Origin of the sequence: Mycobacterium sp. SMC-11 (genome assembly GCF_046250095.1) — a bacterium.
In the GTDB taxonomy this organism is placed as follows: Bacteria; Actinomycetota; Actinomycetes; order Mycobacteriales; family Mycobacteriaceae; genus Mycobacterium; species Mycobacterium heraklionense_A.
In genome coordinates this window covers 2,283,327-2,308,119 of sequence record NZ_CP176430.1, presented here as the reverse complement: position 1 = coordinate 2,308,119, position 24,793 = coordinate 2,283,327, and the positions used below count along the sequence as shown (strand labels likewise).

The following is a 24,793-nucleotide window of genomic DNA, read 5'->3' as shown; positions in this document are numbered from 1 at the left end:
GTTCAGCTCACGTCATCAAGGGAGAGCGCATGACCACCACCAGCGTGACGACCGACGTCGTCATCGTCGGATACGGCGCGGCCGGTACCTCTGCCGCGATCACCGCCCGCGAACTGGGCGCGGAGGTCATCGCGGTCGACCGTGCCAACGGCGGCGGCGCCACCGCCATCTCCGGGGGCATCATCTACGCCGGCGGCGGGACGTCAGTTCAGAACGAAGCGGGCGTGCACGACACCGCCGAGCAGATGCTGGACTACCTACGCCTGGAAGTCGGCGACGCGGTCCGGCCCGAAACGCTCCAGCGGTTCGTCGACGGCAGCCCCGAGATGATCGACTGGCTGCAGACGCACGGTGTGCCGTTCAACTCCGGCCTGTGCCCCTACAAGACGTCCTTTCCCAACAATCGCTACTACCTGTACCACTCGGGCAGCGAGAACGCCGGAGCCTTCCGCGCCCACACCCCGCCGGTGCAGCGTGGACACCGCGCCTACGGCAAAGGCACGTCCGGCAAGAAGATCTATGCACCGCTGGCCGAGTCGGCCCGCAAGCTGGGCGTGGACTTTCGCCCGCACACTACGGTCACCGAACTGCTGCAGGACCCGTCGGGGCGGGTGATCGGCGTGTGGGCCACGACCATGGAAAGGGCACCGCGCCGCATCCAGCGCCGCTACGCCCGCCTGGCCGCGCTCTCGTCAAAGCCCGGGGTCTACTACCCACCACTGCGCGCCGCGATGGATCGGCGATTGGCGAAGCTGCAGCAGCGCTACGGCCAGACCATCGAGATCATTGCGCGGCGCGGGGTGATCATCTGCGCCGGCGGCTTCATCGCCAACACCGAGTGGCGCAAGCGCTACGCACCGGAGTTCAACGGTGGCCTGCCCCTGGGCACCAGCGGTGACGACGGCAGCGGCATCGCGCTGGCCGAGAGCGTCGGCGCGGTTCCCGATCGGATGGACAACGTCTCGGTGTGGAAGTTCATCACGCCCCCGAGCGCATTCATCTCCGCGATCATCGTCGGCGCCGACGGCCGCCGGGTGATCGACGAGTCCCGTTACGGTGCCGCGGTCGGACAGGCCATGGTGAAGAACCACGGCAGCCAGGGCTGGATCTTGGCCGATGCCCGCCTGATGTCGGAGGCTCGGCGCCAACTGTTGACCCAGACGTTGTGGTTCCAGCGCGCCCAGGGCGCCGCGCTGATCTTCGGCGGCGCCGTGCGGGGCGCCACGCTGGCCGAGGTGGCGCGCGCCGCCGGTGTCGATGCCGAGGGCCTGCAGGCCACCGTCACCGCGCACAACGACGCGATCGATTCCGGCTCCGAAGACCCGGCGGGCAAGCCCGCCGACTTCTGCCGGCGCATCGATCAGGGGCCTTTCACCTTGATGGATATCTCGGTGCGGCCCAACGTCTTACGCCCCACCCCCATGCTCACCCTGGGCGGCGTCCGGGTCTGTGAGGACACCGGTGCGGTGGTCGACGCCGACGGCGATCCGATTCCGGGGCTCTACAGCGCCGGCCGCACCGCCATCGGCATCGCCTCGCAGTCCTACGTCAGCGGGCTGTCGATCGCCGACTGCGTGTTCGCCGGACGCCGTGCGGGTGCCAACGCGGCCAGCGCGGACAGCTATCGCTGCGCTTCGACAAAGTAACCGCGCGGCACGTCTGGTCCGGCCGCTGCGGTCACCGACGGGAACCAGCGGTTCCACCGGTTCCCCGGCTCGGCCACGTCGGTCACCACCGTCGACCAACCGAGTCGTTCGGCAAGCTCCCCAGGCTCGTCGGTGCCGAACAGCCACGGTGAACCCTGCTGTGCCATGGACTGCAACAACGGCGCCATCGACGGCGCTTCCAGCAGCGTCTTACCGACCACGTCGTACAGCAACACCGAGCCGGGCGCCGACAACGCGTCGACACGGGTGAACAGCGCGCGTACCGCGGCCTCGTCGAGGTACTGCAGCAGCCCCTCGATGAGCCAGACGGTGGGGGTGGCCACGTCGAAACCCGCGGCCTCCAGGGCTGCAGGCCAGTCCTCGGCAAGGTCGATCCCGAGCGGCACCCGCCGGCAACTCGGCTCATCGCCGGCGAGCAGCTCGGCTTTGGCCGCCATGACCGCCGGTTGATCCACTTCGTAGACGGTGGTGTGCTCCGGCCAGCGCAGCCGGTATGCCCGGGCGTCCATTCCGGCCGCCAGGATGACCACCTGGGTGAGTCCAGCCCGTAGTAGGGCCTCGTCCCAGAATCGGGTCCGGACGATGATCTGCCAGGTCGACTGCTCACCTGAGTTGGCGATGGCCGCCTCCAACATTCGTCGGCCGCCGTCCCCCGCCAGCTTGTCCGCAAACGGATCGGTGAACAGGGCGTCATCGCGGGCGGATTCCTTGGCGCGGATCGCGGCGACGAGGATTCCGGTGCTGGCCACGGCTTCTCGGGTGCGGTGCATCACTCCATCATCTGGGATGGCGATGGCGGCTGGCTTGGATATTTTTGTCGGCGCTCACCCGCGCGGCCTAGCCGGGGAATCCTCGGCGAGATCAACGTGCCCGGCCAGCCACGAGCGACGCCGCAAGTACTGCGTCGGGGTGGTCTCGGTGAACGCCCGAAACTCCCGCACGAAGTGCGCCTGATCGAAGTACCCCAACTCAGCCGCCAGGGCAGCACCCCCTGCTGTCCCGCTGTCGAGGCGGGTGAGGGCGGCCTGCAGTCGCCGCACCCGCAGGTACGCCTTGGGTGTCAGACCGACCTGGGTGCGAAACTTGCTGATCAGCCGTTTGGGCGATAAGCCGGTGAGCGTCACCGCATCACCGACGCGCATCGATGGGTTGCGTTCCGCGGCATCCAACACGGCGGTCACATCCGCCTGGGCAGCAAATTGCTTGTCCCGCAACCGGTTCACCAGGAACGCTTCGAGCAGCATGACCCGCGCGGTAGCCGAGGGTGCCTCCGTCAGCCGCTGGCGCAGCGTCGCCGCCTCGCGCCCCCATAGCTCGCCCAGCCCGATGCAGGTGTCCGTCAACTCCCCCTGCGCGATACCCAAGAACGGCAACGCGCCGCCAGGGCGATAGTGGACCGTGATGACGGTCTGCGCCATGTCGATGTGTGTCACGTAGGACGCGGTTCCGGCACCGATGAAGAATGCGGGTGGCACCGTCAGCCGGGTGTGCGCGTCGGCGCCGAAGAAATCCACCTGCGGCCGGTCGCCAATATCGATGACGATGGTCGCCGCTCCGCGCGGCAGAGCGCGGCTTCGGTGTGGGCCGCCGGTACGGCGGTCCCAGTACCCGAAGTAAGCGATGTACTCCGACAAGGGTGGCCTGGGCCGAAAAAGTTGCGGCTCCATCACCCTTCCTCGATGAGCCTGCGGAAACGTGCCGCCGGGTAGGTCGCCGCGCCCGCCGTGGTGACTCGCTCCACCAGGGCAAGATCAGAGGTCACCACGGTGATGTCGCACGGCCTGTCATCGGCCCGGATCAGCCGTACGATCTCGTCGTCGGCGGAGTTGGCGCCGGGGCGCGGCGCCGCCGCGATCGTGACGACATCCGATTCGATGGGCGGCGACGGCGGTTTCTCGAAGACCACCGTGACTTTCCCGTCTTGCGTCGCCGCCCAGACTTCCAGTTGACGGGTCAAACGGACCATCGCGGCATGGCGGTCCTTCCACCAGCCGTCTGGACGCGCACCGATCACATTCATCGCGTCCACAATCCACCGCACCACTCCGACGGTACGGTGCAGAAATGAGCGCCACGCCCCTGGTCACCTATGAGTGTCACGACCACGTCGCGACCATCACCCTGAACCGGCCCGAGGCCCGCAACGCCATCAATGGGGTTATGCGCCAGGACCTCAACGCGGCCTGGGACCGGTTTCGCGCCGAGGAGGACGCCTGGGTCGGGATTCTCACCGCCGAAGGCGACGTGTTCTGCGCCGGCGCCGATCTCAAGGACTCGGCCGGCGCCGTCGGCACGTTCCCCGGCACGTTCTGGGAGAAGCCCACGATCAACTCATTCGAATCCGGCATGGAGCTTTTCAAGCCGACCATCGCCGCGGTGCACGGCCCGTGTGTGGGTTACGGCCTCACCGGACTGTTGTTCTGCGACTTCATCATCGCCAGCACCGACGCGGTGTTTCGCTTCCCGGAGGTGACCCTCGGGGTGCCCACCATCGTCGGGGCGATCCGGCTACCGCAGCGGGTGGGCTGGGCCAATGCGATGGAGCTGCTGTTGACCGGAGAACCGATGAGCGCGCAACGCGCCAAGGACATCGGCCTGGTGTGGAAACTCGTCGAGCCCGACGCCGTGCAGGAGGCCGCCCGAGCCTGGGCACGCACCCTCACCAAGGCCGCTCCCCTGGCGCAGCGAGCCACCAAGGAAGTGGCGTGGCGCAGCACCGACATGAGCTGGATCGACGCCGTACGGTTCGGTGAGACGATGCGCAAGGTCGCCGGGGCGACCGAAGACGTCGCCGAAGGACTACAGGCGTGGCGGGAGCAGCGGCCACCGCAGTGGCGGGGCCGCTGACCTCCCGAACGAACCGAGTTGATACGGGGCTTAGGCCCCGGTCAGAGCCGCCAACGCCGCGTCGTAGTTCGGCTCCTGGCCGATCTCCGGCACCAACTCGGTGTAGGCGACGTTGCCGTCTGCGCCGATCACCACGATCGCCCGGCCCAGCAGCCCGGCCAGCGGACCGTCGGCGATGGTGATGCCGTAGTCGGCGCCGAAGCTGGCCCGGAAGCCCGAGGCACTGGTGACGTTCTCGATGCCTTCGGCACCGCAGAACCGCTTCAGGGCGAACGGCAGGTCGTTGGAGACGCACAGCACGGCCCCACCAGCGGCCGCCCGCTCGTTGAAGGTCCGCACGCTGGTCGCACAGACCGGGGTGTCGACCGACGGGAAGATGTTCAGCAGGACCCGCTTACCGGCGAACTGCCCGCTGTCCACCACGCTCAGGTCGGTTCCGGTCAAGCTGAACGCCGGTGCTACCGAACCGACGGCCGGCAACTCGCCTACGGTGTTGATCTGGTTTCCCTTTAACGTGATCTGCGCCATGGGAACAGTCTGCCAAGCGCGTCAACCAGCGTCCACGGCGGGCCGTAGTCGCCGAGCTCAGCGCCCGGCGGCCACCGGCTCAGGCGTCTCGTGGGGCTCCAGGATCGGCGGGACGGTCGCCGCGGCCACCACACTCAAGTAGGCCACCACGAAACACAGCACCACATACCAGAGACATCCCACCGGGTCACCGTTCTCGGTCAGCCCGCCCGAGGCATCGAGGTAGGCCGGCAGGGCCGTCAGCCACAGCACCGTCATGACCGACAGATAGACCGCGGCGTAGCGGACCATCAGCCGGTTGTCGTAGCGGCCGGCGGCAAAGAGATTCAGCCGCAAGCGCCGCCACTGGATGATCAACACCGGGATGGCCACCGCGGCGATGATGAGAAGTTCCACGGCATAGGCGATTCCGATCAGCCTGCCGTTGGTGGCGGCACCGAGCAGGGTCGCCGGCAGCGGCAGGATGCCCGTCCCGAGCGAGGCCAGGATGCCGATGACGATCGTTCGCCACAGCACTTGCAGCCCACCGAATTTCCGGCCGTGATCGACCTGACGACCGACCAGCAGTTGGACACAGAAGGCTAGCGAGGCCGGCCAGAGCGCCGCGAACACCACGACACTGCCCATCGGCACCGAGGTGAACATGGGCTGGTTCAGCGGGTTGTCCACCGACCATTCCCACCAGCGCAGCTGCGGGCCGAGGTGGTCGAAGATCTCGTAGAACGCGTGGTGGACGAAGCCCACACAGATGGCCCCGACGATCGTTCCGTAGCGGCGGAACACGCCTAGTATTCGGACGATCTCGAACGAGATGGTGGCCATCATCGGATAGATCGCGACGATGTACAGCGGGAGCCGCCCCCACATGAAGTCGACGGTGAACACGTTGTGCGCGAACATCGTGTCGACATGATCGGCGATCCCGAACGCGCCCGGGAAGTACAGCGGCGGTTCGATGATCAGCAGATAGGCGATCGCCCCGAACCACAGCGCCAAGTTGGTGGCATCGCCGCGGCGGTACCGCATGATCGCGTAGATCAGCGCCAGCACCGCACCGGTGATCACGGTGATCTCCAGTACCGGCAGCGTCCAATTCTCCAGCTGCAGGGGGTTGCGGAACTCCAGCAATCCGCCGGCCTCGCCGCAGGAGAAGCCCAGCGACTCGGCGAGGCGCTCAAATGTCGGGGCACACAAGTCGGGCATCAGGCGCTCTTCTCCTCTGCGGTGTACCACTTGGTGACGTCGTAGCCGTCGTCATAGCGGGCGAACCACTCGTTGGCCAGGACCGGGATCTTTTCGTGGGCTGGTTTGTGATTGGGCAGCTGGCTGCGGATGATACCGGCGACCGCGGTGGCCATTTCGCGCTTTGGCAGATGTTTGAAGGCATCCGCGACCGGGCCCTCGTCGGCGGGCCAGCCGAACGGGACCCGGCGTCGCCAGGCCTGCTTGGCGCGGTAGGTACTGAACAGTGAGAGGGCGTCAACCTTGCGGTCTTCCAAGGGAATGTGGCGATTGAAGCCTTCGCACGCCACCTTGATCACGCTCATCACGTGTTTGAAGATCGACGGCGCCATCCGCATCCGGTACCACGGGTCGTTGATGACGTGGTCGTAGATGATCAGCGCGGAGCTGCGGTGTTCGACTTCCTCAACGAAGTGCCACAAGAACAGTGACGCCACCCGGTCGTCGCCCGGAGCGAACAGGGTGTTGTCGTGGTCGAGCATCAGCTTGAAGACCGGGGTGAAGGTGGCCTCGAGGTCGGCGGTATAGGCCAGCCGGTAGTCCAGTGATTTTTCGGCGGCCATCTTGTCGAACATGGCGTTGCATTTGTCGACGGTCTCCTTGAGCCCCGGGTAGGCCCTGACCAGCGCCTTGGCATGGCCGCGGTGGGCCATCGAGTGCTGGCCCTCCTGCCGCACGAACGCGTCGGCCTCTTCGGCGACGGCGGGGTCGGTGATCAGCGGCATCGCTTCGGCGATCATCCCGCCGATCATTTTCTCGAAGCCGATCGCCAGCAGCGAGACAGCGTTGGCCATCGACGAGAACGCCGGGTTGGCTTCGTTCCACAAGAACGGCACGGGGTACTCGGCGAACGCGAACCGCAGTTTGCGCACGATCAGGTCAGTCATCGCTACCTCAGTTCGAACATACAACTGGACATCTTCGCGTATGATTGTTCGATGCACCAAGCTTGTCAAGCAGGTCACTGATGGCACGCCGACGCGGCTGGGGCGGTAACCCGCCGCACACCGACGAGGAAGCCGGCCGGCGGATCATCGCCGCGGCCGTCGAACTGGTCGCCGCCACCGGCTCTGCAGTGTCGCTGGCCGACGTCGCCACTTCACTCGGGGTGATCCGGCAGACGGTGTATCGCTACTTCCCCACCGCCGACGCGCTGATGCGCGCAGTGGCCATCGCCTCCGTCGACGACTTCCTCGACCGGCTCACCGAGCACGTACACGGCATCCACGATCCCGCTGACGCGCTCGCCGAAGGCGCGGTCTACACCCTGGATGCGGTGGCCCGCTCCCCACACCTGGGCGCGATGCTGTCGTCGTCTTCGGCGCACAACCGAGAGATGGCCTCCGAAGAGGCCCGCGCCTTCGGCATGCGAATGATCGAGCGGTTCGATGTCGACTGGAAGCAGCACGGCTACGACGAAGCCGCGCTGCGCGAACTCGTGGAGTTCACCCTGCGGGTCATGCTGTCGTTCGTCGTGGCACCCAACGATCCGGATCGCCCCCCCGACGAGCTGCGCCGTTTTCTGCGGCGTTGGCTCGGCGAAGCCGTCGCCGCGCAGTCACGGCACGCCGCCGACTGACCACCTTCCCTATACCCCCTTGGGTACTTAAGGAATATTTGTATACCCTACGGGGTATAGTATTCACGAAGAGTTATCCAGTGGCGGGAATTGAGAGGTGATGGGCATGCGCGCGTTTGTGAGCCGAGCCTGGGTGCCCGTGGTGGTCGCGTCGGCGGCCATCGTCGGAACGTTGGCGGTGGTCAACCTGCGCGGCGCGTTCGGATCCGACGAGATCTTCCGCTGGGACGGCAGCGGCTCAGCGCCGATCGCGTCGATCAACGAAAAGCGGGTCATGTACGAGGTTTTCGGACCCGGCGACAACGCCGGTGGGGTCAGCTACCTCAATGAGCAGACCCAGACCGTGCAGTCGACGTTCGCCGGCCTGCCCTGGTCGCACTCGATGAGCACGACAAGTCCAGCGGTGATCGGCAACCTGGTCGCCCAGGGCAACGGCAACGCGATCGGCTGCCGTATCACGGTTAACGGCGCCATCAAGGACGAACAGTTCGCCACTGGGCACCACGCCCAGGTCTTCTGTCTGGTCAAAGCAGCATGAGCGGCCACGGCAACCCCCGGCCCGCCTATATGAGACTGGTCCGCCGGCTCGCCTGGCCACTGATCATCTTCTGGCTACTGCTGACCGTCGGCCTCAACGTGCTGGTGCCGCCGATCGAATCGGTGGCGAGGGACCACGCGTTGACGATGTCGCCGCAGGACGCGCCGTCGATGATCGCCGCCAAGCACATCGGTAAGACGTTCGACGAGTTCGACTCCGACTCCATGGTGATGCTGGTGATCGAAGGTCAGACCGAGCTGGGCCCCGACGCCCACCGCTACTACGACACGCTGGTTGAGAAGCTGTCCGCCGACCACGAGCACGTCCAGCACATCGCGAATCTGTGGGGCGACCCGATCACCGCCGCCGGTGTGCAGAGCACCGACGGCAAAGCCGCCTACGCGCAGATCAACACCGCCGGCGATCAGGGCAGTACGCAGGGCAACAAGTCCATTGACGCGGTGCGCCACATCGTCGCCTCGGTGCCTGCCCCGGCTGGGGTGCAGGCCTACGTCACCGGCCAGGCCGCGCTCACCACCGACATGACAGAGGCCGCCGACAAATCCATGTTCAAGATGATGGCCGTCACCGGCGTGGTCATCATCATCATGCTGGCGATCGTCTACCGCTCGGCCGCCACCGTGGCACTGGCGCTGGTGATGGTCGGCTTCGAGATGGGCACCGCCCGCGGGTTGGTGGCGCTGCTGGGTAACCTTGGCCTGCTGGGGTTCTCGACATTCGTGGTGGCGATGCTTTCATCGTTGGCGATCGCCGCCGGTACCGACTACGCGATCTTCCTGATCGGTCGTTATCACGAGGCCCGCAACGCGGGCGAGGACCGGGAGACGGCCTGGTATTCGATGTTCCGTGGTACCTGGCATGTCATCTTGGGCTCCGGCCTGACGATTGCCGGCGCCTCCTTGTGTCTGCACTTCGCCCGGCTGTCCTACTTCAAGGCCCTGGGCATCCCGTCGGCACTGGGTCTGCTAGTGGTCATCGCCGGTGCACTGACGGTCGCCCCGGCCGTGGTCGCGGTCGCCGCCCCGTTGCTCGACCCCAAGCGGGTGGAGGGCCGCGGCTGGCGCCGCATCGGCACCGCCAACGTCCGCTGGCCCGGTGCAGTGTTCGTGGGCGCAATGCTGATCACCCTGGCCGGAGCGCTTGTCGTTCCGGGCATGAAGATCAGCTACAACGACCGCTACTACATCCCGGCCGACCTGCCTGCGAACGTCGGCTACGACGCCGCCGAACGGCACTTCAGCGCCGCCCGGATGAACCCCGATGTGTTGATGGTCGAGGCCGACCACGACCTACGCAATTCGGCCGACATGATCATCTTGGATCGGATCGCCAAGAACATCTTCCGCACCCGCGGGGTGGAGCGGGTGCAGAGCATCACCCGGCCGCTGGGCAGCCCCATCGAGCACACCTCTATCCCGTTCCAGGTCAGCATGAGCGCCGTGCCGATCCAGGAGAACCTGCAGTTCATGGACGACCGGCTGGCAGACATGCACAAGATGAGCGACGACCTGGGCGCCACCGTCGCATCCATGGAGCGGCTCCGGGATCTGGTCGCGCGGATGGACACCACCACCGAACGGATGACCGCCGACATGGTGACGATCAATGCGACCGTCAACGAAATCCGGGACCACATAGCCGATTTCGACGACGTCGCTCGCCCGGTCCGCAACTATTTCTACTGGGAACAGCACTGCTTCAACATTCCGGTCTGTCATGCGGTCCGGTCGGTCTTCGACGCCTACGACGGTATGGACAAGTTCAGCGAGAACATGGAGCCGCTACTCGCCGACATGGCCGACATGAACGCCGTCATGCCGCAGATGGTCGGGCAGTTCGAGCCGATGATCGCGGTGGCGAAATCCATGCAGGCCAGCGTGCTTTCGATGCACTCGACCTTCGCCGGACTGGTGACCCAGATGTCGCGGATGACCGACACCGCCACCGAGATGGGCCGAGCCTTCGATGCGTCCATGGCCGACGACTACTTCTATCTTCCGCCGGAGGCCTTCGACAACCCGGACTTCCAGAAGGGCCTGGCGCTGTTCTTGTCCCCGGATGGTCATGCCGCGCGGTTCATCGTCACCTACGACGCCGATCCGGCTACCCCCAAGGGCATTTCATTCGTCGAGCCGATGCTGGCCGCCGCGCACGACGCCGTGAAGGGTACGCCACTGACGGGCGCCAAGTTCCATCTCACCGGAACCGCCGCGGTGTACAACGACATCCAGTCCGGTTCCACCTACGACATCCTGATCGTCGGAGTGGCGGCGGTGACGTTGATCTTCATTGTGATGCTGCTCCTGACCCGGGCGCTGGTCGCCTCCGCGGTGATCGTCGGCACGGTGCTGCTGTCCCTGAGTGCGGCCTTCGGGTTGTCGGTCCTGGTGTGGCAACACATCTTCGGGTTGCCGCTGAACTGGATCGCACCGGTTTTCGGCGTCATCATCCTGCTGGCGGTCGGGTCGGACTACAACCTGTTGCTGGTCTCGCGCTTCCAGGAGGAGATCGGCGACGGGAGCAAGACCGGCATCAAAACCGGGATCATCCGCTCGATCGGCGGAACCGGATCGGTGGTCACCGCGGCGGGCCTGGTGTTCGCGTTCACGATGATGTCCATGGCGGTCAGCGACCTGTACTCGATCGGCCAGGCGGGCAGCACCATCGGACTCGGGCTGCTGTTCGACACCCTGATCGTGCGGTCATTCCTGACCCCGTCGATCGCCGCACTGCTCGGCCGCTGGTTCTGGTGGCCCAGAAGGATTCACAAGGTCCAGCCCGCGGTGACTACCCCGCTGCCGGTGACCGCGGGATCACCGTAGGCCGAAAGTCGTACTGGGTGGCCGAGCCGCCGACCCCACCGCGCGCGGCCAGGCTGCCGAACGGCACCATCGGCGGCACCGCGGCAGCATTGCCCGTTCCCGCTGCCGAGACCGCTCCCCCACCGACCGACGGCAACGCCGTGGCCGCCGGAGCGCTGGCCACGCCCAGACCCGTCCATGCCGGCGGCACCGACAATGCGCCGATCGAGGCGGCCCGGCCCAGCCCGGCGGTGGCCGCCGATCCGCCCGAGAAACCCGCCAACGTCACCGTGCTGGAGGCGCCACCAGCGGAGCTGAGCAGGCCCGAGGCCGCCCCGCCGGCCGCCGCCACCCCAGCCGCCGCACCCTTGGCCCCGTTAGAGCCTCCCATCAGCATCCGCATCAGCATGCTCATGGGCATCATGGCCATGCGCATCGGCATCATGAGCGAGTTCAGGCTCGACATCGACGACGACATCGAGCCGCCCGTGGACGCCTCCTCGGTGGGTGCGGCCAGCGCCTGCAGAGCCGTAGGGGTCGTCGAGAGCAGTTGCGGCCCTTGTGACATCAAAGCCTCGGTGTCGGTACCGGTGGTTGCGGCGGCCGACTGCGCGACGGAGGCGGCCTGGCCGGCCTGCCGGGACGGGTCGGTGGTCTGCGGCGGCGAGGCGAACGGCGTGACCTGGGTGGCGACCGCCGACGCCCCGGCGTAGCCGTACATGGCCGCGGCGTCCTGAGCCCACATTTCCAGGTATTGCGCCTCGGTCGTGGCGATCGCCGCGGTGTTCTGTCCAAGCAGATTGGTGGCGATGAGGGTCTGCTGCAGGGTGCGGTTGGCTGCGATCAGCGGCGGCGGAACGGTAGCCGCGCGGGCGAATTCATAAGCCATGACGGCGGCGGCCAGTTGGGCGCCGGCCTGCTCGGCTTGTGCCCCAGTGGCACTGAGCCAGGTCACGTAGGGGCTCGCCGCAGCTGCCATTGTCACCGCCGAGGCGCCCAGCCAGGAACCACTCGTCAGACCCGCAATCACTGAGCCGTAGGACGCGGCCGCGGAGTTCAGTTCGGCGGCCAGGTCCTGCCAGGCGCTCGCCGAGGCCAGTAACGAAGCCGGGCCGGGGCCGGCGTACATGCGCGCCGAGTTGATCTCCGGCGGCAGGGCTCCGTAGTCCATTGCCTCCCCTTATCTCTTGGCCGGCAATCGATCCGGCAAGATGCTTTAGGAAGGCTAGCTAGCTATTTTGGGCGCCCGACAGGTCCGCGCTGTGCGCCCGCTGTGCACGCGCGGCGGAGCCAGCAGACCAACACAGCCGTCTCAATGCACACCGAGCGTGCCCGCCACATACTGCTGGCGGCACGCAGTGCGGCCAAGCTTTCCACTGGTGGTGCGGGGGATGGCGCCGGCTCGGACGAATTGGATATCGGCGGCGCTCACCCCATGCACCCGCTGCACCTCGGCACGGATGGCTGCGATCGCCGGTGCGGGATCTTTGCGGCCGGCGCCGGTCGCTCGCTCGGCGACGATCACCAGCTGTCCGGCGTCCTCGGCCGGTACCGCGAACGCGACCACATAACCGTCACGAACCATCGATGAGGCCGCCGCCACGGTGGCTTCGATGTCCTGCGGATAGTGACCGCGTCCCCCAAGGGACATCAGATCGACCGTGCGACCCGTCACGTAGAGCTCACCGTCGAGATAGAAGCCCAGGTCACCGGTGCGCAACCACGCGCCGTCGGCCGGAGTCGGCCCGGCGTGGCTGCCGTGGTCCAGCCGACACCTCAGGCGGGCGCCGAACGCGTGCCGGGTCTCGTCGGGCCGGCCCCAGTAGCCGGCCGTGACATTGTCGCCGTGCAGCCAGATCTCGCCGATACTTCCGTCGGGCAATTCCGCCCCGGCCTGGGCGTCGACGATCACCGCCGACAGACTGCGGGCCACCTGCCCGCACGACACCTGGGCCACCGCGCCCGGGGTGTCTGCGGCCACCGGCACCGCGCGGCCGGCACCGAGTTGATCGCGGTCCAGGTACCGCACACTCGCCTCCGCATCGGGAGCGATGGTGGCGACAAACAGCGTGGCCTCGGCGATCCCATAGGACGGCTTGATGGCGGTGGGCGGCAACCCGTACGGCGCGAACGCCTCGTTGAATGTGGTGATCGCCGCCATGTTCACCGGTTCGGATCCGATGATCATCACGACATTCGACAGGTCTATGTCGGCATCCGGCGCCGGCAGGCCCCGCGCAGCGGTCAACTCATAGGCGAAGTTCGGTGCGGCGGTGACCACCCGGCCGCGCCGCGAGGCGTCCGACAGCGCATTGATCCAACGCTGCGGTCGCCGGATGAACGCGGTCGGCGAGATCAGCGTGGAATGTCCCCCGTAGACCGCCGGAAATCCGATCATCGACAGACCCATGTCGTGATAGAGCGGTAACCAGCTGAGTCCGTGCGTGTTTCGATCCAGCATGTCGATGGACAGAATCATCTGCAGCAGGTTGGTGGCCACCGAGCGGTGGGTCACCTGCACACCGACCGGTGGCCGCGTGGTGCCCGAGGTGTACTGCAGGTGCGACACGTCGTCGACGTCGATGTCGACGGGCACGAAGTCTTCCCCCGCCGAATCCGGTATCTCGTCGATGACCACCACGCGGGGCTGCAACTGCTGGGGCAGCTTGCCCAGAAAATCATCGACGATGTGGCGCACCGCGGCCGTCGTCAGAACCACGGCCGGAGTGCAGTCGCGCAAGGCGGTGTCGAGTCGCTCGGTGTGCCCCGGCAGTTCGGGAGCGAATAGCGGCACCGCGACGGTTGCGCATTTGACGGCCGCATAGAACCCCGTGACGTAGTCCAGTCCCTGCGGCGCCAAGATCGCCACCCGATCACCGGGAGCCGTGAGACTTTGCAGGCGGGCACCGATGGCGCGCAGTCGCTCGCCGAGTTGCGTCCAGGTCAGCTCGACCTCCCGGCCTTCCACCGGACCGGCGTAGTCGAGGTAACGGAACGCCACCGCATCCCCAACGTTGGCGATATTGCGGTCGATCAGCGAGATCAGGGTTTCGCCCGGTGGCAGCACGATGCCGCCATCGGAGTTCAGGCATTCCTCGATCTGAACCAGTCCCTTGAGGGGCGTCGAGCGCTGCGACCGTGTCATGCCCCGCAGTCTAGGGCCCCGGCTCCTTCGCCGAAGCCCGCTTCGGACGTCAAAGGACTTCCACCACAATGGAGTTGGTGCAGTGACGGATCACATAGCCGGTTCGCGCAGCGCCAAGCTGATGAAGAGATAGCCCAGGCAGATCAGCAGATTGAGTGAAGCGATCATCAGGCCGGCCACGATGAGCGCGTTCATCAGGCGTCGCCGGTTGCGCCGCGCCCGGGCCAATCGCTGCTCGTGCTTCATCTCCGTAGCAGCGAGCGCGAACGCGTAGTCGACCGATTCCGCGGACGCCAGCGGCGCACCGACCGCCATCTCACGCAGCCGAGCGGGCGGAATGCGGACGCCCACCCCGGCGAAGCGCCGGCTCATTCGACGGGCCGCCCAGCGGCCGACCACCACCGGCTGTGGCGCCTGCTCCCAGTGTTCCGCCCACCGGTCCGACCGGTACGTCATAAACCTTGAGCTTACCCACTTCGGCCGCCTAATCCGATGCCTTCGGGCCAGTTCAGCGGCATCAGCGGCGCAGTGCTGAAGATGTAGGCAAAACCGAACTATCGCTCAGCGTGCGGCGGCACAATACGAGGAGGAAGCAAGCTAGGACCCACCGCATTGATCCGGTGAAAGGGAGCGAATTTCCATGACGACGATCGAGACGAACCCGACGACAAACACACCGGTCGAACGCGACGTCGACGCCGACGTCGCAGCGGTGCAGAAGTACTTCGACAGCCCCCGTTTCGAAGGCATCACCCGTCTCTACAGCGCCCGCCAAGTCGTCGAGCAACGCGGCACCATCCCCTCCGACTACATCGTTGCGCGTGAGGCAGCGACCGCGTTCTACGCGCGGCTGCGTGAGCTGTTCGCCGCGAAAAAGAGCATCACCACCTTCGGCCCCTACTCACCCGGCCAGGCGGTGGTGATGAAGCGAGTCGGCATCGAGGGCATCTACCTCGGCGGCTGGGCCACCTCGGCGAAGGGCTCCATCACCGAGGACCCGGGTCCCGACCTGGCCAGCTACCCGCTCAGTCAGGTTCCCGACGAGGCGGCCGGACTGGTGCGTGCCCTGCTCACCGCCGACCGCAACCAGCAGTACCTGCGCCTGAAGATGACCGACGAGCAGCGCGCCGCCACTCCAGCCGTGGACTACCGGCCGTTCATCATCGCCGACGCCGACACCGGGCACGGCGGTGATCCGCACGTGCGCAACCTGATCCGGCGCTTCGTCGAGGCCGGTGTCCCGGGTTACCACATCGAGGATCAGCGTCCCGGCACCAAGAAGTGCGGCCACCAGGGCGGCAAAGTTCTGGTGCCCTCCGACGAGCAGATCAAGCGGCTGAACACCGCCCGGTTCCAGTTGGACCTGATGGGCGTGCCCGGCATCATTGTCGCGCGCACCGACGCCGAGGCGGCGAACCTGGTCGAGAGTCGGGGCGACGAACGTGACCAGCCGTTCATCCTGGGCACCACGAACTTGAAGATCCCGTCCTACAAGTCCTGTTTCCTGGCAATGACGCGGCAGTTCTACAACTCCGGCATCACCGAGATCAACGGCCACCTGCTCTACGCCCTGCCCGAGGGCGAGTACGCCGCCGCCGACGCCTGGCTGGAACGCAACGGGATCACCGCGTTGATCACCAAGGCCGCCGAAGGCTGGCGCGGTGACGGGCGCACCTCGGTGGACGGCCTCTTCGACGACATCGAATCGAAGTTCGTCGAAGCGTGGCAGAACGATGCCGGACTGATGACGTTCGGAGACGCCGTCGCCGAAATGCTCGAATTCGCCGAGCGTGAAGGCGAGCCCAAAGAGATGAGCGCCGCGCAGTGGCGGGAATTCGCCGCCCGGGCACCGCTTTACACCTCTCGGCAGAAAGCCGCGGAGCTCAACGCCGACCCCGGCTGGGACTGCGAACGGGCCAAGACTCCCGAGGGCTACTTCCAGGTGCGCGGCGGCATTCCCTACGCGATCGCCAAGTCACTGGCCGCCGCCCCCTTCGCCGACCTGTTGTGGATGGAGACCAAGACCGCCGACCTCGCCGACGCCCGCGAGTTCGCCGAAGCGATCCACGCCCAGTACCCCGACCAGATGCTGGCCTACAACCTGTCCCCCTCGTTCAACTGGGACACCACCGGCATGACGGACGAGCAGATGCGGGCCTTCCCCGCCGAACTCGGCAAGATGGGCTTCGTCTTCAATTTCATCACCTACGGCGGCCACCAGGTCGACGGTGTGGCCTCCGAGGAGTTCGCGGCCACCCTGTTGCAGGACGGCATGCTGGCGCTGGCCCGACTGCAGCGCAAGATGCGGCTGGTGGAATCGCCCTACCGCACGCCGCAGACCCTGGTCGGCGGGCCACGCAGCGACGCTGCGCTGGCCGCGTCGTCGGGCCGCACCGCCACCACCAAGGCGATGGGCGCCGGATCCACCCAGCATCAGCATTTGGTGCAGACCGAGGTACCCAAGAAGCTGCTGGAGGACTGGCTGGCGTTGTGGGCCGAGCACTACCAGCTCGGCGAGAAGCTGCGCGTGCAGCTGCGCCCCACCCGTCCCGGATCCGATGTGCTGGAACTGGGGATCTACGGCGAGGGCGACGACAAGCTCGCCAACGTGATCGTCGACCCGATCAAGGATCGGCACGGTCGCAGCATCTTGACGGTCCGCGACCAGAACACCTTCGCCGAGAAGCTGCGCCAGAAGCGACTGATGGACCTGACCCACTTGTGGCTGATCCACCGGTTCAAAGCCGCTGCGGTGCACTACGTCACGCCCACCCAAGACAACCTGTATCAGACCGAGAAGATGAAGGAGCACGGCATCTTCAGCAGCGTCAACCAGGAGGTCGGCGAGATCATCGTCGCGGACGTCAACCAGCCGCGCATCGACGAGCTGCTGGCCTCCGACCGGACGGCACTGAGCAAGCTGATCAACAAAGAAGGCTAACGTCGCGGCTCAGCGGGCCGTCGTGCGGAACCGGTCGCGGTAAGCCTTCGGCGATACGCCTAGGTGATCGACGAATACCCGGCGGAGAGTTTCGGGACTGCCGAAACCTGCTCGGCGCGCGGACTCGGTCACGCTGTGGCCCGCGTCGAGCGCGGCGCGGGCGGCATCGACGCGTACCGCTTCGACGTAGCGGGCCGGGGTGGTTCCGAGCTCTGCCTGGAACAGCCTGGTCAGTTGCCGTCGGCTCAATGCGGCTCGCCTGGCAAGGGCTTCCACGCTGTGGTCGTCGGCCGGGTCGGCCACGATCGCATCGGTAACCTTGCGCAGCGCCGACTGCGGCGGCGGATCGGCCTCGACCAGCGCCGAGAATTGTGACTGTCCGCCTGCGCGTTTGAGATAGACCACCAACCATCGAGCAACCTCGCGAACCAGCTTGCTGCCATGATCCATTTCGACCAACGCCAACGCGAGGTCGATACCGGCTGACACGCCGGCCGAAGTGTAGACGTCGCCATCGCGGATGAAGATGGCGTCCGGCTCCACTGTGATGTCGGGGAATGCCCGCGCGAACAACCGGGCGTCGTGCCAGTGCGTGGTGGCGCGACGGCCACTGAGCATGCCGGCCTGAGCCAGGATGAACGACCCCGTGCAGATGGACGCCAGGCGCCGTGTCCGACCGGCCACTGACCTGACAGCTTCGACGAGTGCGGGGTCGATGGCGCGCCGGGGCAGATGGTCGCCTCCGGCCACCAACACGGTGTCGGCAGAACCGATAGCGGCAAGACTGTCGGTGACACCCAACCGGGCGCCGATCGAGGTCGTCACGTCGCGGCCATCCACCGAGGCGATCGTGACCGCATAGTTCGCGCCAAACCGATTGGCTTCGACGAAGACTTCCGCGGCACCTGCGACATCGAGCATCGTCACGTCGTCAAAGACGACGATCACCACCAGCCGCGCCCCGGCACCGGCGTCATCCACGCAGCCATTATGTCTTTCGGTGACCAATACGGCTCCGGGAGCGTGTCGCATTCTGTGGGAAAGGCGGCGCGAACGACCACGGTCGAATCGTCCAGCCAAACGCAGAATGGCTGCAGGCCCGAACAAGGAGATGCGTCCATGACCCAGTCGATCGAGACCATTGCCGACATCACCATTCCCGACTCCGCGCTGGCACGGGAGATAACTGAGTTCATTCGAGACACCGAAGACGACTTGCTTTTCGACCACTCGCGTCGGGTGTTTCTGTTCGGCGCATTGCAGGGCCGCCGCCGCGGCCTGCAACCGGACCTGGAACTGCTCTACGCCGGAGCGATGTTTCACGATCTGGGCCTCACCCGGCGCTACCGCACCTCAGCGCTTCGCTTCGAGGTGGACGGCGCCAATGCGGCACGGGATTTCCTGCTGCAGCGCGGAGTCGGCGAAGCCGACGCCGGTAAGGTCTGGCTCGCCATCGCCCTGCACACCACCCCGGGTGTGCCCGAGTTCCTCGATCCCGAAATCGCCTTGGTCACCGCCGGTGTCGAAACCGACGTGATCGGCATAGGCCGCGATGACCTTGCCGCTGAGGACATTGCGGCGGTCACCGCCGCTCATCGACGTCCGGACTTCAAAAGACGGATTCTGGCGGCCTTCAACGACGGCATGAAACATCGGCCACAGAGCACGTTCGGCACCATGAATGCCGACGTCCTTGCGCATTTCGATCCCGAGTTCGTGCCCGACAACTTCGTCGAACTGATACTCAATAACTCCTGGCCCGAGTAGGCGCCCGAGAAGGGGCTAACCGCGGATTCCCGCGATGGTGTCAGCCAGTGTTTCCCGAGGGGTTCGGAACACGATGCCGAGGTCACGCTCGGCAGGGGTGTCATCGGATTCGGGCATCTGGGTGTAGTACTGCATCCCGGCCTCGGTGAACGGAGTCGAGATCGGAAGCGCCCGCTCGACCTGATCCAAGAGGCGGCCCGCCCAGCGCAAGGCGATGTCCGGAATCGGCAGCGCCACCATGGGCGAACCCGACAGCTCTTGAAGCAGGCTCGCCAACTCTCCCGGCGGTACCCGCTGGCCACCGGCCATGTAGCGGCGCGGGCCACGGCCCGGCTCCAGCAGCGCCAAATGCATGGCCGCGAGGTCACGGACGTCGATCACCATCCAGGCACTGCCACGCCCGGGGATGACATGCATCTGCAGCGCCGCCCGCACTCCTTCGCCCGCCTCCCCCAGCCGGTCTCCGACCGGAGGTCCCAGCACCATGCCCGGATAGGTGATGTTGACCGGGGCACCGGCGTCCTGCAGGCCGCGCGCGTAGAGGTCTTCACGGGCTTTCGACTGTCCGTAGCCGTCTGCGCCGCCGGCCACCGGCAGGTCCGCTCGCAATTTCGTCAGCCCCGGGTGAAACAGGGCGGTGAAGCTGGAGACGTGAATGATCGGGTCCAGTCCCAGCTCAACCGCGCCGCCGAGCACGTTGTGGGCGCCGGCCGAGTTCGTGGCCAGCATCTGCTCCGTCTGGCGTGGATCGGTGGCCACCACCGCGGCAGCGTGTACCACCGCATCGCAGCCGCGCAGGGCTTCGCGTACCGAGTCAGCATCGGTGATGTCACCGACGACGTAGTCGGACACATCGACCCCCAGCCGCGCCACACTGTCGTGCAGGCCCGCCGGGTTTCGGACCAGGAACCGCGGCCGGTGCCCGGCATCGGCGATCGCCTTGGCGGTCCAGCCTCCGACGAATCCGGTTCCACCGGTGATCAGTACGCGCATGGTGTCCATTCGCCAATACTGCTGAGCCGAGCCCGATTCCGTCCGGTTTTGCGCTAAGTCCGCTTCGGAAGCTGTCCCGCGATCAGCGGTGCGATCTTGTCGGCCATGTAGGCGTGACCAGCATCGGTGGGGTGTACGCCGTCCGGTCCGATCAGGTCGGGCAGGCCGACGAACCACCGCTCGGCGAGCGGGTCGACGAACTCGGCGCCGACCACCCGCGCCTCGGTACTGAGGACATCGCGGATCCGCCACACGTTGCCCGGGACGTCGGCGGTGGGCCACGGCGGCCCGACCACCAGCATCCGCGCCCCCGGCGCGGTACGGCGGGCCAAGCCCAGCGTGTCGGCGATCAGTCGGCCCAACTCGCCCGGTTCGACGTCCTGGTCGTTACGCGAGCCGAAGAACACCACCAGGGCGTCGTCGGGTTGCACCGCGCGACGGGCCAGGTCGCCGAACAGGGCGCCGCGGTTGCCGCGCACGCCGTACCCGGCGCCGCCCTCGGCCGCCACGTCGGCGCTGACGTACACGCCGCGGCCGGCCAGGTTCTGCCATGCCCGCTCGGTCCAGTTCGCCGCACCCCGGCCGGTGTCCTCGTAGCCGGCGGTGTAGGAGTCACCGATCACCGCAATCCGATTCGGGGAGGCACTCAGCGGCAGCGTCTCGTAGTGGCGCGGCGACTCGTGATCGCGCGACAAGTAGCCGGTTCCTGCGACCACCGCGACGACCCCGGCCACCATCACGACGGCGAACGTCATCACCCGACTCACGGCTACCTCCCCCAATCAACTTCAGCGAAGACTAGCCGGAATCGCGACCGAGGGCTCCTCAAGGACTTGGTCATCCGAGTCGTCCGAATCGGTCGAATCGATCACGTCATCGGAGTTGTCCGGCTCGACCGGCTCGACCGCCAGGGGATCTTCGGTCGGCGCCACCTGGGCAGACTCGGGCCGGGCGCCGATCATCTTGCGCATCCAGTGCCGACCGGGCTCTTCAACGGCGTGGAACAGCAGCATCGACAACAACGTCGCCGCCACCAGCAGGCCGCACACCATCCACTTGGCCGCGGTCGCGCCCTCGTCGAGGACGATCTCGAATTGCTTTGCCGCCCAATTCCAGGACGTGTGCACCAGCTCGTGGACCATATACAGGCAGAACGAGATCTGCCCGCCATAGACCATCACGCGCGTGGACAACAGCGCAGGAAGGCTGCCGATACCGATCGCCAGGGCCATCACCAAAGGCACGAACAGCACATCGACCAGACCGCCGCTGTCGTAGAGCCCCGAGATCGGATGGCCGTCGAAGTAGTACAGGACACCGACCATCGCCGCGATGAGCAGCGCGGAGCAGTAGCCCGCGGCACGGCGGGCCGCGTCGCCCGGGCTAATTTTGCGCACCGCGGCGCAGGCAAGTGCGCCCGCGGTGAACTGCATGACGATGCGTGGCAGCCAGCTCCACGGGCTGTAGAACTGGCCGGTCGCCAGCAGCAGCAACAGCGGTGGGAGCGAGGCGATGATCGCCAATACCGCCAGCCCGCGCGCCGAGGTCACCCGCATCACCCGGTAGACCGCCAGCACCAGCACGCCGAACAACAGGTAGGCCAGCCACTCGGCGCTGATCGACCAGGCTGGCCCGTCCCAGCTCGACCCGTCGAAGAACGGCTCGAACCACAACTGCACCAGCAGGACCTGGCGTACGTAGCTGATCGCGGTGATCCGGCTGAGGTCCTCGGTCGGGACGTGCCCGACATGCAGAGTGAATATCACCCACAGCAGCGCCAGGTGCATCGTGACCAGGTAGATCGGCCAGACCCGAGCCAGACGCAACCACAGGAAGTGCACCGTGGCGCGCACGGAGAACGTCTCCCCCATGCGCTCCAGGTAGTTCCAGGTCAGCACGAAACCACTGAGGATGAAGAACAGATCGACGCCCTGGGCGCCGCGGTCGAGCACCGGGGCGAGCGCGTCGCTGAACTCCGGAGATGCCAGTCGCAACAAGGGCCGGAAGTGAAACAGCACCACCCATACCGCGGCGATGATGCGAAGCCCGGTTAGGGCCTTGATCTCTCCGCTGCGCACAACACTCTTTCGCCGGTGGGCATCGCATGGCCTGACTGCCTCGGGTGCGAAGACTAGCAGCGGGACCGGCCCGGGTGAAGTAATCGGCAGGGCACGTCGGCGCTGAAACCGACGGGGCCGTTGTGAATACTGTAGCGATGCCAGACGACTATCAGGTTGGGCGTGGAATCGCCGACATCACCGGCGAGCCGGCCGAGTGCGGAATGCTCGGCTACGGCGTGGCCTCACAGCAGACCGACGGGCTGCACAATCGGCTGCGCGCGCGGGCATTCGTCATCGCCGACGCGGCCGCCGGAACCCGGCTGCTGCTGGTGGTCTGCGAGATACCGCTATTGCTGGAAAGCGTGCACCACGAGGTGCTCGGACGCCTGGCCGCGACCTACGGCGAGCTGTACACGTTCCACAATGTGATGTTGACGGCGACGCACACCCATTGCGGCCCTGGCGGTTACTCCGACCACCGGCTCTACAACTCGAACACCAACGGGTTCCGGCATCAGACGTTCAACGCGATCGTCGACGGCATCTGCGAAGCCGTCGACCGAGCGCATGCCGACCTGGCTCCCGCCAGTTTGAGCCTTGCCGTGGGCCGGCTGCACGACGCCAGCAGTAACCGTTCGCCGTCGTCGTTCGCCCGGAATCCCGAGGCCGAGCGCGCCCACTTCCCGGACAAGATCGACCCGCAGACCACCTTGCTGCGCATCGAACGCGACGGCCGGCTGGTCGGTGCGGTGAACTGGTTCGCCACCCACGGCACGTCCATGACCAACCGCAACACGTTGATCAGCGGGGACAACAAGGGCTACGCCGCCTACCAGTGCGAGCGCCTGGACCACGGCGTCGACTACCTGGCAGCCACGCCACCGGACTTCATCGCGGCCTTCGCCCAGACCAACTCCGGGGACATGTCGCCGAATCTGAACCATCGCCCCGGCAGCGGCCCCACCGAGGACGAGTTCGAGAACACCCGAATCATCGGGTCCCGGCAAGCCGCCGCGGCCACCGAGCTGACGTTGGGGCATGGCACGGAGGTCACCGGGGGGCTCGACGCCCGCACCACCTATGTCGATCTGACGGATTTCGAGGTCCGGCCCGAGTTCACCGGCGACGGCAGGGCTCATCGCACCGGCCCCGCGATCGCGGGTGCGTCGTGCCTGGCCGGCACCGACGAGGGCGCCGGCCCGTTGTACCCCGTGTTCAAGCAGGGCCGTAACCGCTTCTTCGACGGCCTGGTCGCCAACACGGTTTTCCGGCTCTCCCCGCGGTTGCGCGATGCGCAGGCACCGAAGGGGGCGGTCGGCCCCGGGATCCGGCTCAACAAGGCGCTGTCGATGCTGATGCCCGAGGGCGGCCCGGTGCAGCTGCTGCGGATCGGGCAGCTGTACCTGATCGGCATTCCGGCCGAAGTGACGATCGTGGCGGGTCTGCGGTTGCGCCGCACGGTCGCTGAGATCGTCGGCGCCGAACTGCGCGACGTGCTGGTGGCCGGCTACAGCAACGGCTATCTGCACTACGTGACGACGCCGGAGGAATACGACGAGCAGCGCTACGAAGGTGGCAGCACTTTGTTCGGACGCTGGGAGCTGCCGGCGCTGCAGCAGGTGGTGGCCGAGCTGGCCACCGCGATGCGCGATCAGCGGCCGGCCCCGCAGGGCCAACGGCCCGCCGAGCCGTCCCGCCGGCGCCGGTCGCGTCGCCGGGCGAAGCCGGATGCGCTGGCCGGCGGCCAGCAATTCGGTGATGTCTTGGAGGCGCCGCAGCCTGCCTATCAGCCGGGCAGCACGGTGTCGGCGGTGTTCGCCGGCGCGTACCCGAACAATGACCTGCACCGCGGCGGCAGCTATGTGCGGGTGGAGCACCAAGGTGATGCCGGGTGGAGCACCGTGGCCGACGACAGCGACTGGTCGACGACGTTCCGCTGGCGACGCGCCGGCCGGCGCGGGTCGACGATCACCGTGACCTGGGCGATCCCCGAAAACACCGCGGCCGGGCGATACCGGCTTCGCTATGACGGCGACGCCCGGGACCGCGACGGCCGGATCAGCGCGTTCACCGGGGCGACGGAGCCGTTCGAGATCTCACCAAAGCGTTAATCGTCCGCCCAAGAGGCCTTAACTTCGCCGCATAACGTCGGAAACATCGAGGTCGGCGCGGTTGCCGGCAGCGATCGACAGGAAGGTGGGGGCTGGCATGGCAATCGACATCACCACACGAGGCACTGCTCGGATCAACCCGGTCGTCGAGTGCGGCGGGGCGCAGATTCGTGCGCACTACCGTCACCTCGCGACGGTGATCGCGATCCGGGGCCGGATCGATGCCACCAACGTGGACCAGCTCAGCGAACACGCCCGGCGCTTCGTCCTTGCCAAGGAGCCGCTGGTGCTCGACCTGAGCGGGGTCACCTCGTTCGCCGCCGCCGGCATCTGGCTGCTGTGCGTCCTGGACGGCGACTGCCGTGCCGCGGGCGTGGAGTGGACCCTCATCGAGAGTTCGGCGGTGCACGAACTGCTCGGCGACTTCGACGAAGAGGCCATGTTCCCGACGTCGCGCTCGGTGGACCAGGCGCTGCACGCTCTTGCCGACGGCAACGACCAGCGCCGTCAGATGCTGCTGCCGCTGTTCCAGAAGTCGGCCTGAAATAGGTCG

22 protein-coding genes are annotated in these 24,793 nt (G+C 66.7%); 9 read left to right on the top strand and 13 right to left on the bottom strand.

What is annotated here, in order from left to right; genetic code table 11:
• Positions 1–29: 29 nt before the first annotated feature.
• Positions 30–1,646: an FAD-binding protein gene (locus ACKY0X_RS10750; RefSeq protein ID WP_409429403.1), complete on the top strand. Its 1,617-nt coding sequence runs from the start codon at positions 30–32 to the stop codon at positions 1,644–1,646.
• Here ACKY0X_RS10750 and ACKY0X_RS10745 read toward each other — a convergent pair.
• From ACKY0X_RS10745 to ACKY0X_RS10735, 3 genes are read right to left on the bottom strand one after another with little or no spacing between them, the layout of a single operon-like run.
• Positions 1,622–2,437 (bottom strand): SAM-dependent methyltransferase, encoded by an 816-nt coding sequence (locus ACKY0X_RS10745; protein ID WP_409429402.1) that lies wholly within the window; start codon positions 2,435–2,437, stop codon positions 1,622–1,624. The two genes, ACKY0X_RS10750 and ACKY0X_RS10745, sit on opposite strands and share 25 nt — an antisense overlap.
• A 54-nt stretch (positions 2,438–2,491) precedes the next feature.
• Entirely contained in the window at positions 2,492–3,337 is an 846-nt protein-coding gene (locus ACKY0X_RS10740; protein WP_409429401.1) for a helix-turn-helix domain-containing protein, read from the bottom strand.
• On the bottom strand, positions 3,334–3,708 hold the full coding sequence (locus tag ACKY0X_RS10735) for an NYN domain-containing protein (protein ID WP_409429400.1): 375 nt from the start codon (positions 3,706–3,708) through the stop codon (positions 3,334–3,336). The genes ACKY0X_RS10740 and ACKY0X_RS10735 overlap by 4 nt, the downstream gene beginning before the upstream one ends.
• Before the next feature lie 23 nt (positions 3,709–3,731).
• On the opposite strand from ACKY0X_RS10735, the gene ACKY0X_RS10730 reads away from it, so the two are divergent.
• Positions 3,732–4,514, top strand: a complete 783-nt coding sequence (locus ACKY0X_RS10730) for an enoyl-CoA hydratase/isomerase family protein (RefSeq protein WP_409429399.1) — start codon at positions 3,732–3,734, stop codon at positions 4,512–4,514.
• Between the two features lie 30 nt (positions 4,515–4,544).
• Here the strand turns inward: ACKY0X_RS10730 and tpx are convergent, their stop codons facing one another.
• Genes tpx through ACKY0X_RS10715 form a run of 3 tightly spaced genes read right to left on the bottom strand, consistent with a single transcriptional unit; the run spans position 4,545 to position 7,171 of the window.
• Complete coding sequence (tpx, locus tag ACKY0X_RS10725) at positions 4,545–5,042, bottom strand: thiol peroxidase (protein WP_409429398.1); 498 nt, start codon at positions 5,040–5,042, stop codon at positions 4,545–4,547.
• Between the two features lie 57 nt (positions 5,043–5,099).
• Positions 5,100–6,245: a hypothetical protein gene (locus ACKY0X_RS10720; protein ID WP_409429397.1), complete on the bottom strand. Its 1,146-nt coding sequence runs from the start codon at positions 6,243–6,245 to the stop codon at positions 5,100–5,102.
• Positions 6,245–7,171, bottom strand: a complete 927-nt coding sequence (locus ACKY0X_RS10715) for a metal-dependent hydrolase (protein WP_409429396.1) — start codon at positions 7,169–7,171, stop codon at positions 6,245–6,247. The genes ACKY0X_RS10720 and ACKY0X_RS10715 overlap by 1 nt, the downstream gene beginning before the upstream one ends.
• 80 nt (positions 7,172–7,251) lie before the next feature.
• Between ACKY0X_RS10715 and ACKY0X_RS10710 the strand changes: the two genes are divergently transcribed.
• From ACKY0X_RS10710 to ACKY0X_RS10700, 3 genes are all read left to right on the top strand, one after another.
• Positions 7,252–7,863, top strand: coding sequence for a TetR/AcrR family transcriptional regulator (locus tag ACKY0X_RS10710; protein ID WP_409429395.1), 612 nt, complete (start codon positions 7,252–7,254; stop codon positions 7,861–7,863).
• Between the two features lie 106 nt (positions 7,864–7,969).
• The gene (locus ACKY0X_RS10705; protein WP_409429394.1) at positions 7,970–8,401 is read left to right on the top strand and encodes an MmpS family transport accessory protein; all 432 of its coding nucleotides are present in this window, start codon (positions 7,970–7,972) and stop codon (positions 8,399–8,401) included.
• Complete coding sequence (locus tag ACKY0X_RS10700) at positions 8,398–11,244, top strand: RND family transporter (protein WP_409429393.1); 2,847 nt, start codon at positions 8,398–8,400, stop codon at positions 11,242–11,244. The genes ACKY0X_RS10705 and ACKY0X_RS10700 overlap by 4 nt, the downstream gene beginning before the upstream one ends.
• On the opposite strand, the gene ACKY0X_RS10695 is transcribed toward ACKY0X_RS10700, so the two are convergent.
• The 3 genes from ACKY0X_RS10695 to ACKY0X_RS10685 all read right to left on the bottom strand — a co-directional run bounded on the left by ACKY0X_RS10695 (position 11,210) and on the right by ACKY0X_RS10685 (position 14,824).
• Positions 11,210–12,394 (bottom strand): PPE family protein, encoded by a 1,185-nt coding sequence (locus ACKY0X_RS10695; protein WP_409429392.1) that lies wholly within the window; start codon positions 12,392–12,394, stop codon positions 11,210–11,212. The two genes, ACKY0X_RS10700 and ACKY0X_RS10695, sit on opposite strands and share 35 nt — an antisense overlap.
• A 141-nt stretch (positions 12,395–12,535) precedes the next feature.
• Positions 12,536–14,368: a fatty acyl-AMP ligase gene (locus tag ACKY0X_RS10690; RefSeq protein ID WP_409429391.1), complete on the bottom strand. Its 1,833-nt coding sequence runs from the start codon at positions 14,366–14,368 to the stop codon at positions 12,536–12,538.
• 90 nt (positions 14,369–14,458) lie between these two features.
• Complete coding sequence (locus tag ACKY0X_RS10685; protein WP_409429390.1) at positions 14,459–14,824, bottom strand: hypothetical protein; 366 nt, start codon at positions 14,822–14,824, stop codon at positions 14,459–14,461.
• Positions 14,825–15,008: 184 nt separating this feature from the next.
• On the opposite strand from ACKY0X_RS10685, the gene aceA reads away from it, so the two are divergent.
• A complete protein-coding gene (gene aceA, locus ACKY0X_RS10680) occupies positions 15,009–17,309 on the top strand; it encodes an isocitrate lyase ICL2 (protein ID WP_409429389.1) in 2,301 nt (766 codons plus the stop codon).
• Between the two features lie 9 nt (positions 17,310–17,318).
• Here the strand turns inward: aceA and ACKY0X_RS10675 are convergent, their stop codons facing one another.
• Positions 17,319–18,263 carry a GlxA family transcriptional regulator gene (locus ACKY0X_RS10675; RefSeq protein WP_409429587.1) on the bottom strand — a complete coding sequence of 315 codons (945 nt, stop codon included), beginning with the start codon at positions 18,261–18,263 and terminating at the stop codon, positions 17,319–17,321.
• A gap of 165 nt (positions 18,264–18,428) precedes the next feature.
• Here ACKY0X_RS10675 and ACKY0X_RS10670 point away from each other — a divergent pair, with 165 nt between their 5' ends.
• Positions 18,429–19,076, top strand: coding sequence for an HD domain-containing protein (locus ACKY0X_RS10670; protein WP_409429388.1), 648 nt, complete (start codon positions 18,429–18,431; stop codon positions 19,074–19,076).
• 15 nt (positions 19,077–19,091) lie between these two features.
• Here the strand turns inward: ACKY0X_RS10670 and ACKY0X_RS10665 are convergent, their stop codons facing one another.
• The 3 genes from ACKY0X_RS10665 to ACKY0X_RS10655 are packed head-to-tail and all read right to left on the bottom strand — an operon-like array spanning position 19,092 to position 22,147.
• Positions 19,092–20,069, bottom strand: coding sequence for an NAD-dependent epimerase/dehydratase family protein (locus ACKY0X_RS10665; protein WP_409429586.1), 978 nt, complete (start codon positions 20,067–20,069; stop codon positions 19,092–19,094).
• Positions 20,070–20,122: 53 nt separating this feature from the next.
• On the bottom strand, positions 20,123–20,836 hold the full coding sequence (locus ACKY0X_RS10660) for an Rv0518 family GDSL lipase (RefSeq protein ID WP_409429387.1): 714 nt from the start codon (positions 20,834–20,836) through the stop codon (positions 20,123–20,125).
• A gap of 21 nt (positions 20,837–20,857) precedes the next feature.
• Entirely contained in the window at positions 20,858–22,147 is a 1,290-nt protein-coding gene (locus tag ACKY0X_RS10655; protein ID WP_409429386.1) for an acyltransferase family protein, read from the bottom strand.
• 137 nt (positions 22,148–22,284) lie between these two features.
• Here ACKY0X_RS10655 and ACKY0X_RS10650 point away from each other — a divergent pair, with 137 nt between their 5' ends.
• Positions 22,285–24,240 (top strand): neutral/alkaline non-lysosomal ceramidase N-terminal domain-containing protein, encoded by a 1,956-nt coding sequence (locus ACKY0X_RS10650; RefSeq protein ID WP_409429385.1) that lies wholly within the window; start codon positions 22,285–22,287, stop codon positions 24,238–24,240.
• Between the two features lie 97 nt (positions 24,241–24,337).
• The gene (locus ACKY0X_RS10645) at positions 24,338–24,784 is read left to right on the top strand and encodes an STAS domain-containing protein (RefSeq protein WP_065042041.1); all 447 of its coding nucleotides are present in this window, start codon (positions 24,338–24,340) and stop codon (positions 24,782–24,784) included.
• The last annotated feature ends 9 nt before the right edge of the window (positions 24,785–24,793 follow it).

Excerpts from the sequence above, each read along its gene's own strand:
- ACKY0X_RS10750 (WP_409429403.1), top strand. The coding sequence starts at position 30 with ATGACCACCACCAGCGTGACGACCGACGTCGTCATCGTCGGATACGGC.
- ACKY0X_RS10745 (WP_409429402.1), bottom strand. The coding sequence starts at position 2,437 with ATGCACCGCACCCGAGAAGCCGTGGCCAGCACCGGAATCCTCGTCGCC.
- ACKY0X_RS10730 (WP_409429399.1), top strand. The coding sequence starts at position 3,732 with ATGAGCGCCACGCCCCTGGTCACCTATGAGTGTCACGACCACGTCGCG.
- tpx (WP_409429398.1), bottom strand. The coding sequence starts at position 5,042 with ATGGCGCAGATCACGTTAAAGGGAAACCAGATCAACACCGTAGGCGAG.
- ACKY0X_RS10720 (WP_409429397.1), bottom strand. The coding sequence starts at position 6,245 with ATGCCCGACTTGTGTGCCCCGACATTTGAGCGCCTCGCCGAGTCGCTG.
- ACKY0X_RS10715 (WP_409429396.1), bottom strand. The coding sequence starts at position 7,171 with ATGACTGACCTGATCGTGCGCAAACTGCGGTTCGCGTTCGCCGAGTAC.
- ACKY0X_RS10710 (WP_409429395.1), top strand. The coding sequence starts at position 7,252 with ATGGCACGCCGACGCGGCTGGGGCGGTAACCCGCCGCACACCGACGAG.
- ACKY0X_RS10705 (WP_409429394.1), top strand. The coding sequence starts at position 7,970 with ATGCGCGCGTTTGTGAGCCGAGCCTGGGTGCCCGTGGTGGTCGCGTCG.
- ACKY0X_RS10700 (WP_409429393.1), top strand. The coding sequence starts at position 8,398 with ATGAGCGGCCACGGCAACCCCCGGCCCGCCTATATGAGACTGGTCCGC.
- ACKY0X_RS10695 (WP_409429392.1), bottom strand. The coding sequence starts at position 12,394 with ATGGACTACGGAGCCCTGCCGCCGGAGATCAACTCGGCGCGCATGTAC.
- ACKY0X_RS10690 (WP_409429391.1), bottom strand. The coding sequence starts at position 14,368 with ATGACACGGTCGCAGCGCTCGACGCCCCTCAAGGGACTGGTTCAGATC.
- ACKY0X_RS10685 (WP_409429390.1), bottom strand. The coding sequence starts at position 14,824 with ATGACGTACCGGTCGGACCGGTGGGCGGAACACTGGGAGCAGGCGCCA.
- aceA (WP_409429389.1), top strand. The coding sequence starts at position 15,009 with ATGACGACGATCGAGACGAACCCGACGACAAACACACCGGTCGAACGC.
- ACKY0X_RS10670 (WP_409429388.1), top strand. The coding sequence starts at position 18,429 with ATGACCCAGTCGATCGAGACCATTGCCGACATCACCATTCCCGACTCC.
- ACKY0X_RS10665 (WP_409429586.1), bottom strand. The coding sequence starts at position 20,069 with ATGCGCGTACTGATCACCGGTGGAACCGGATTCGTCGGAGGCTGGACC.
- ACKY0X_RS10650 (WP_409429385.1), top strand. The coding sequence starts at position 22,285 with ATGCCAGACGACTATCAGGTTGGGCGTGGAATCGCCGACATCACCGGC.
- ACKY0X_RS10645 (WP_065042041.1), top strand. The coding sequence starts at position 24,338 with ATGGCAATCGACATCACCACACGAGGCACTGCTCGGATCAACCCGGTC.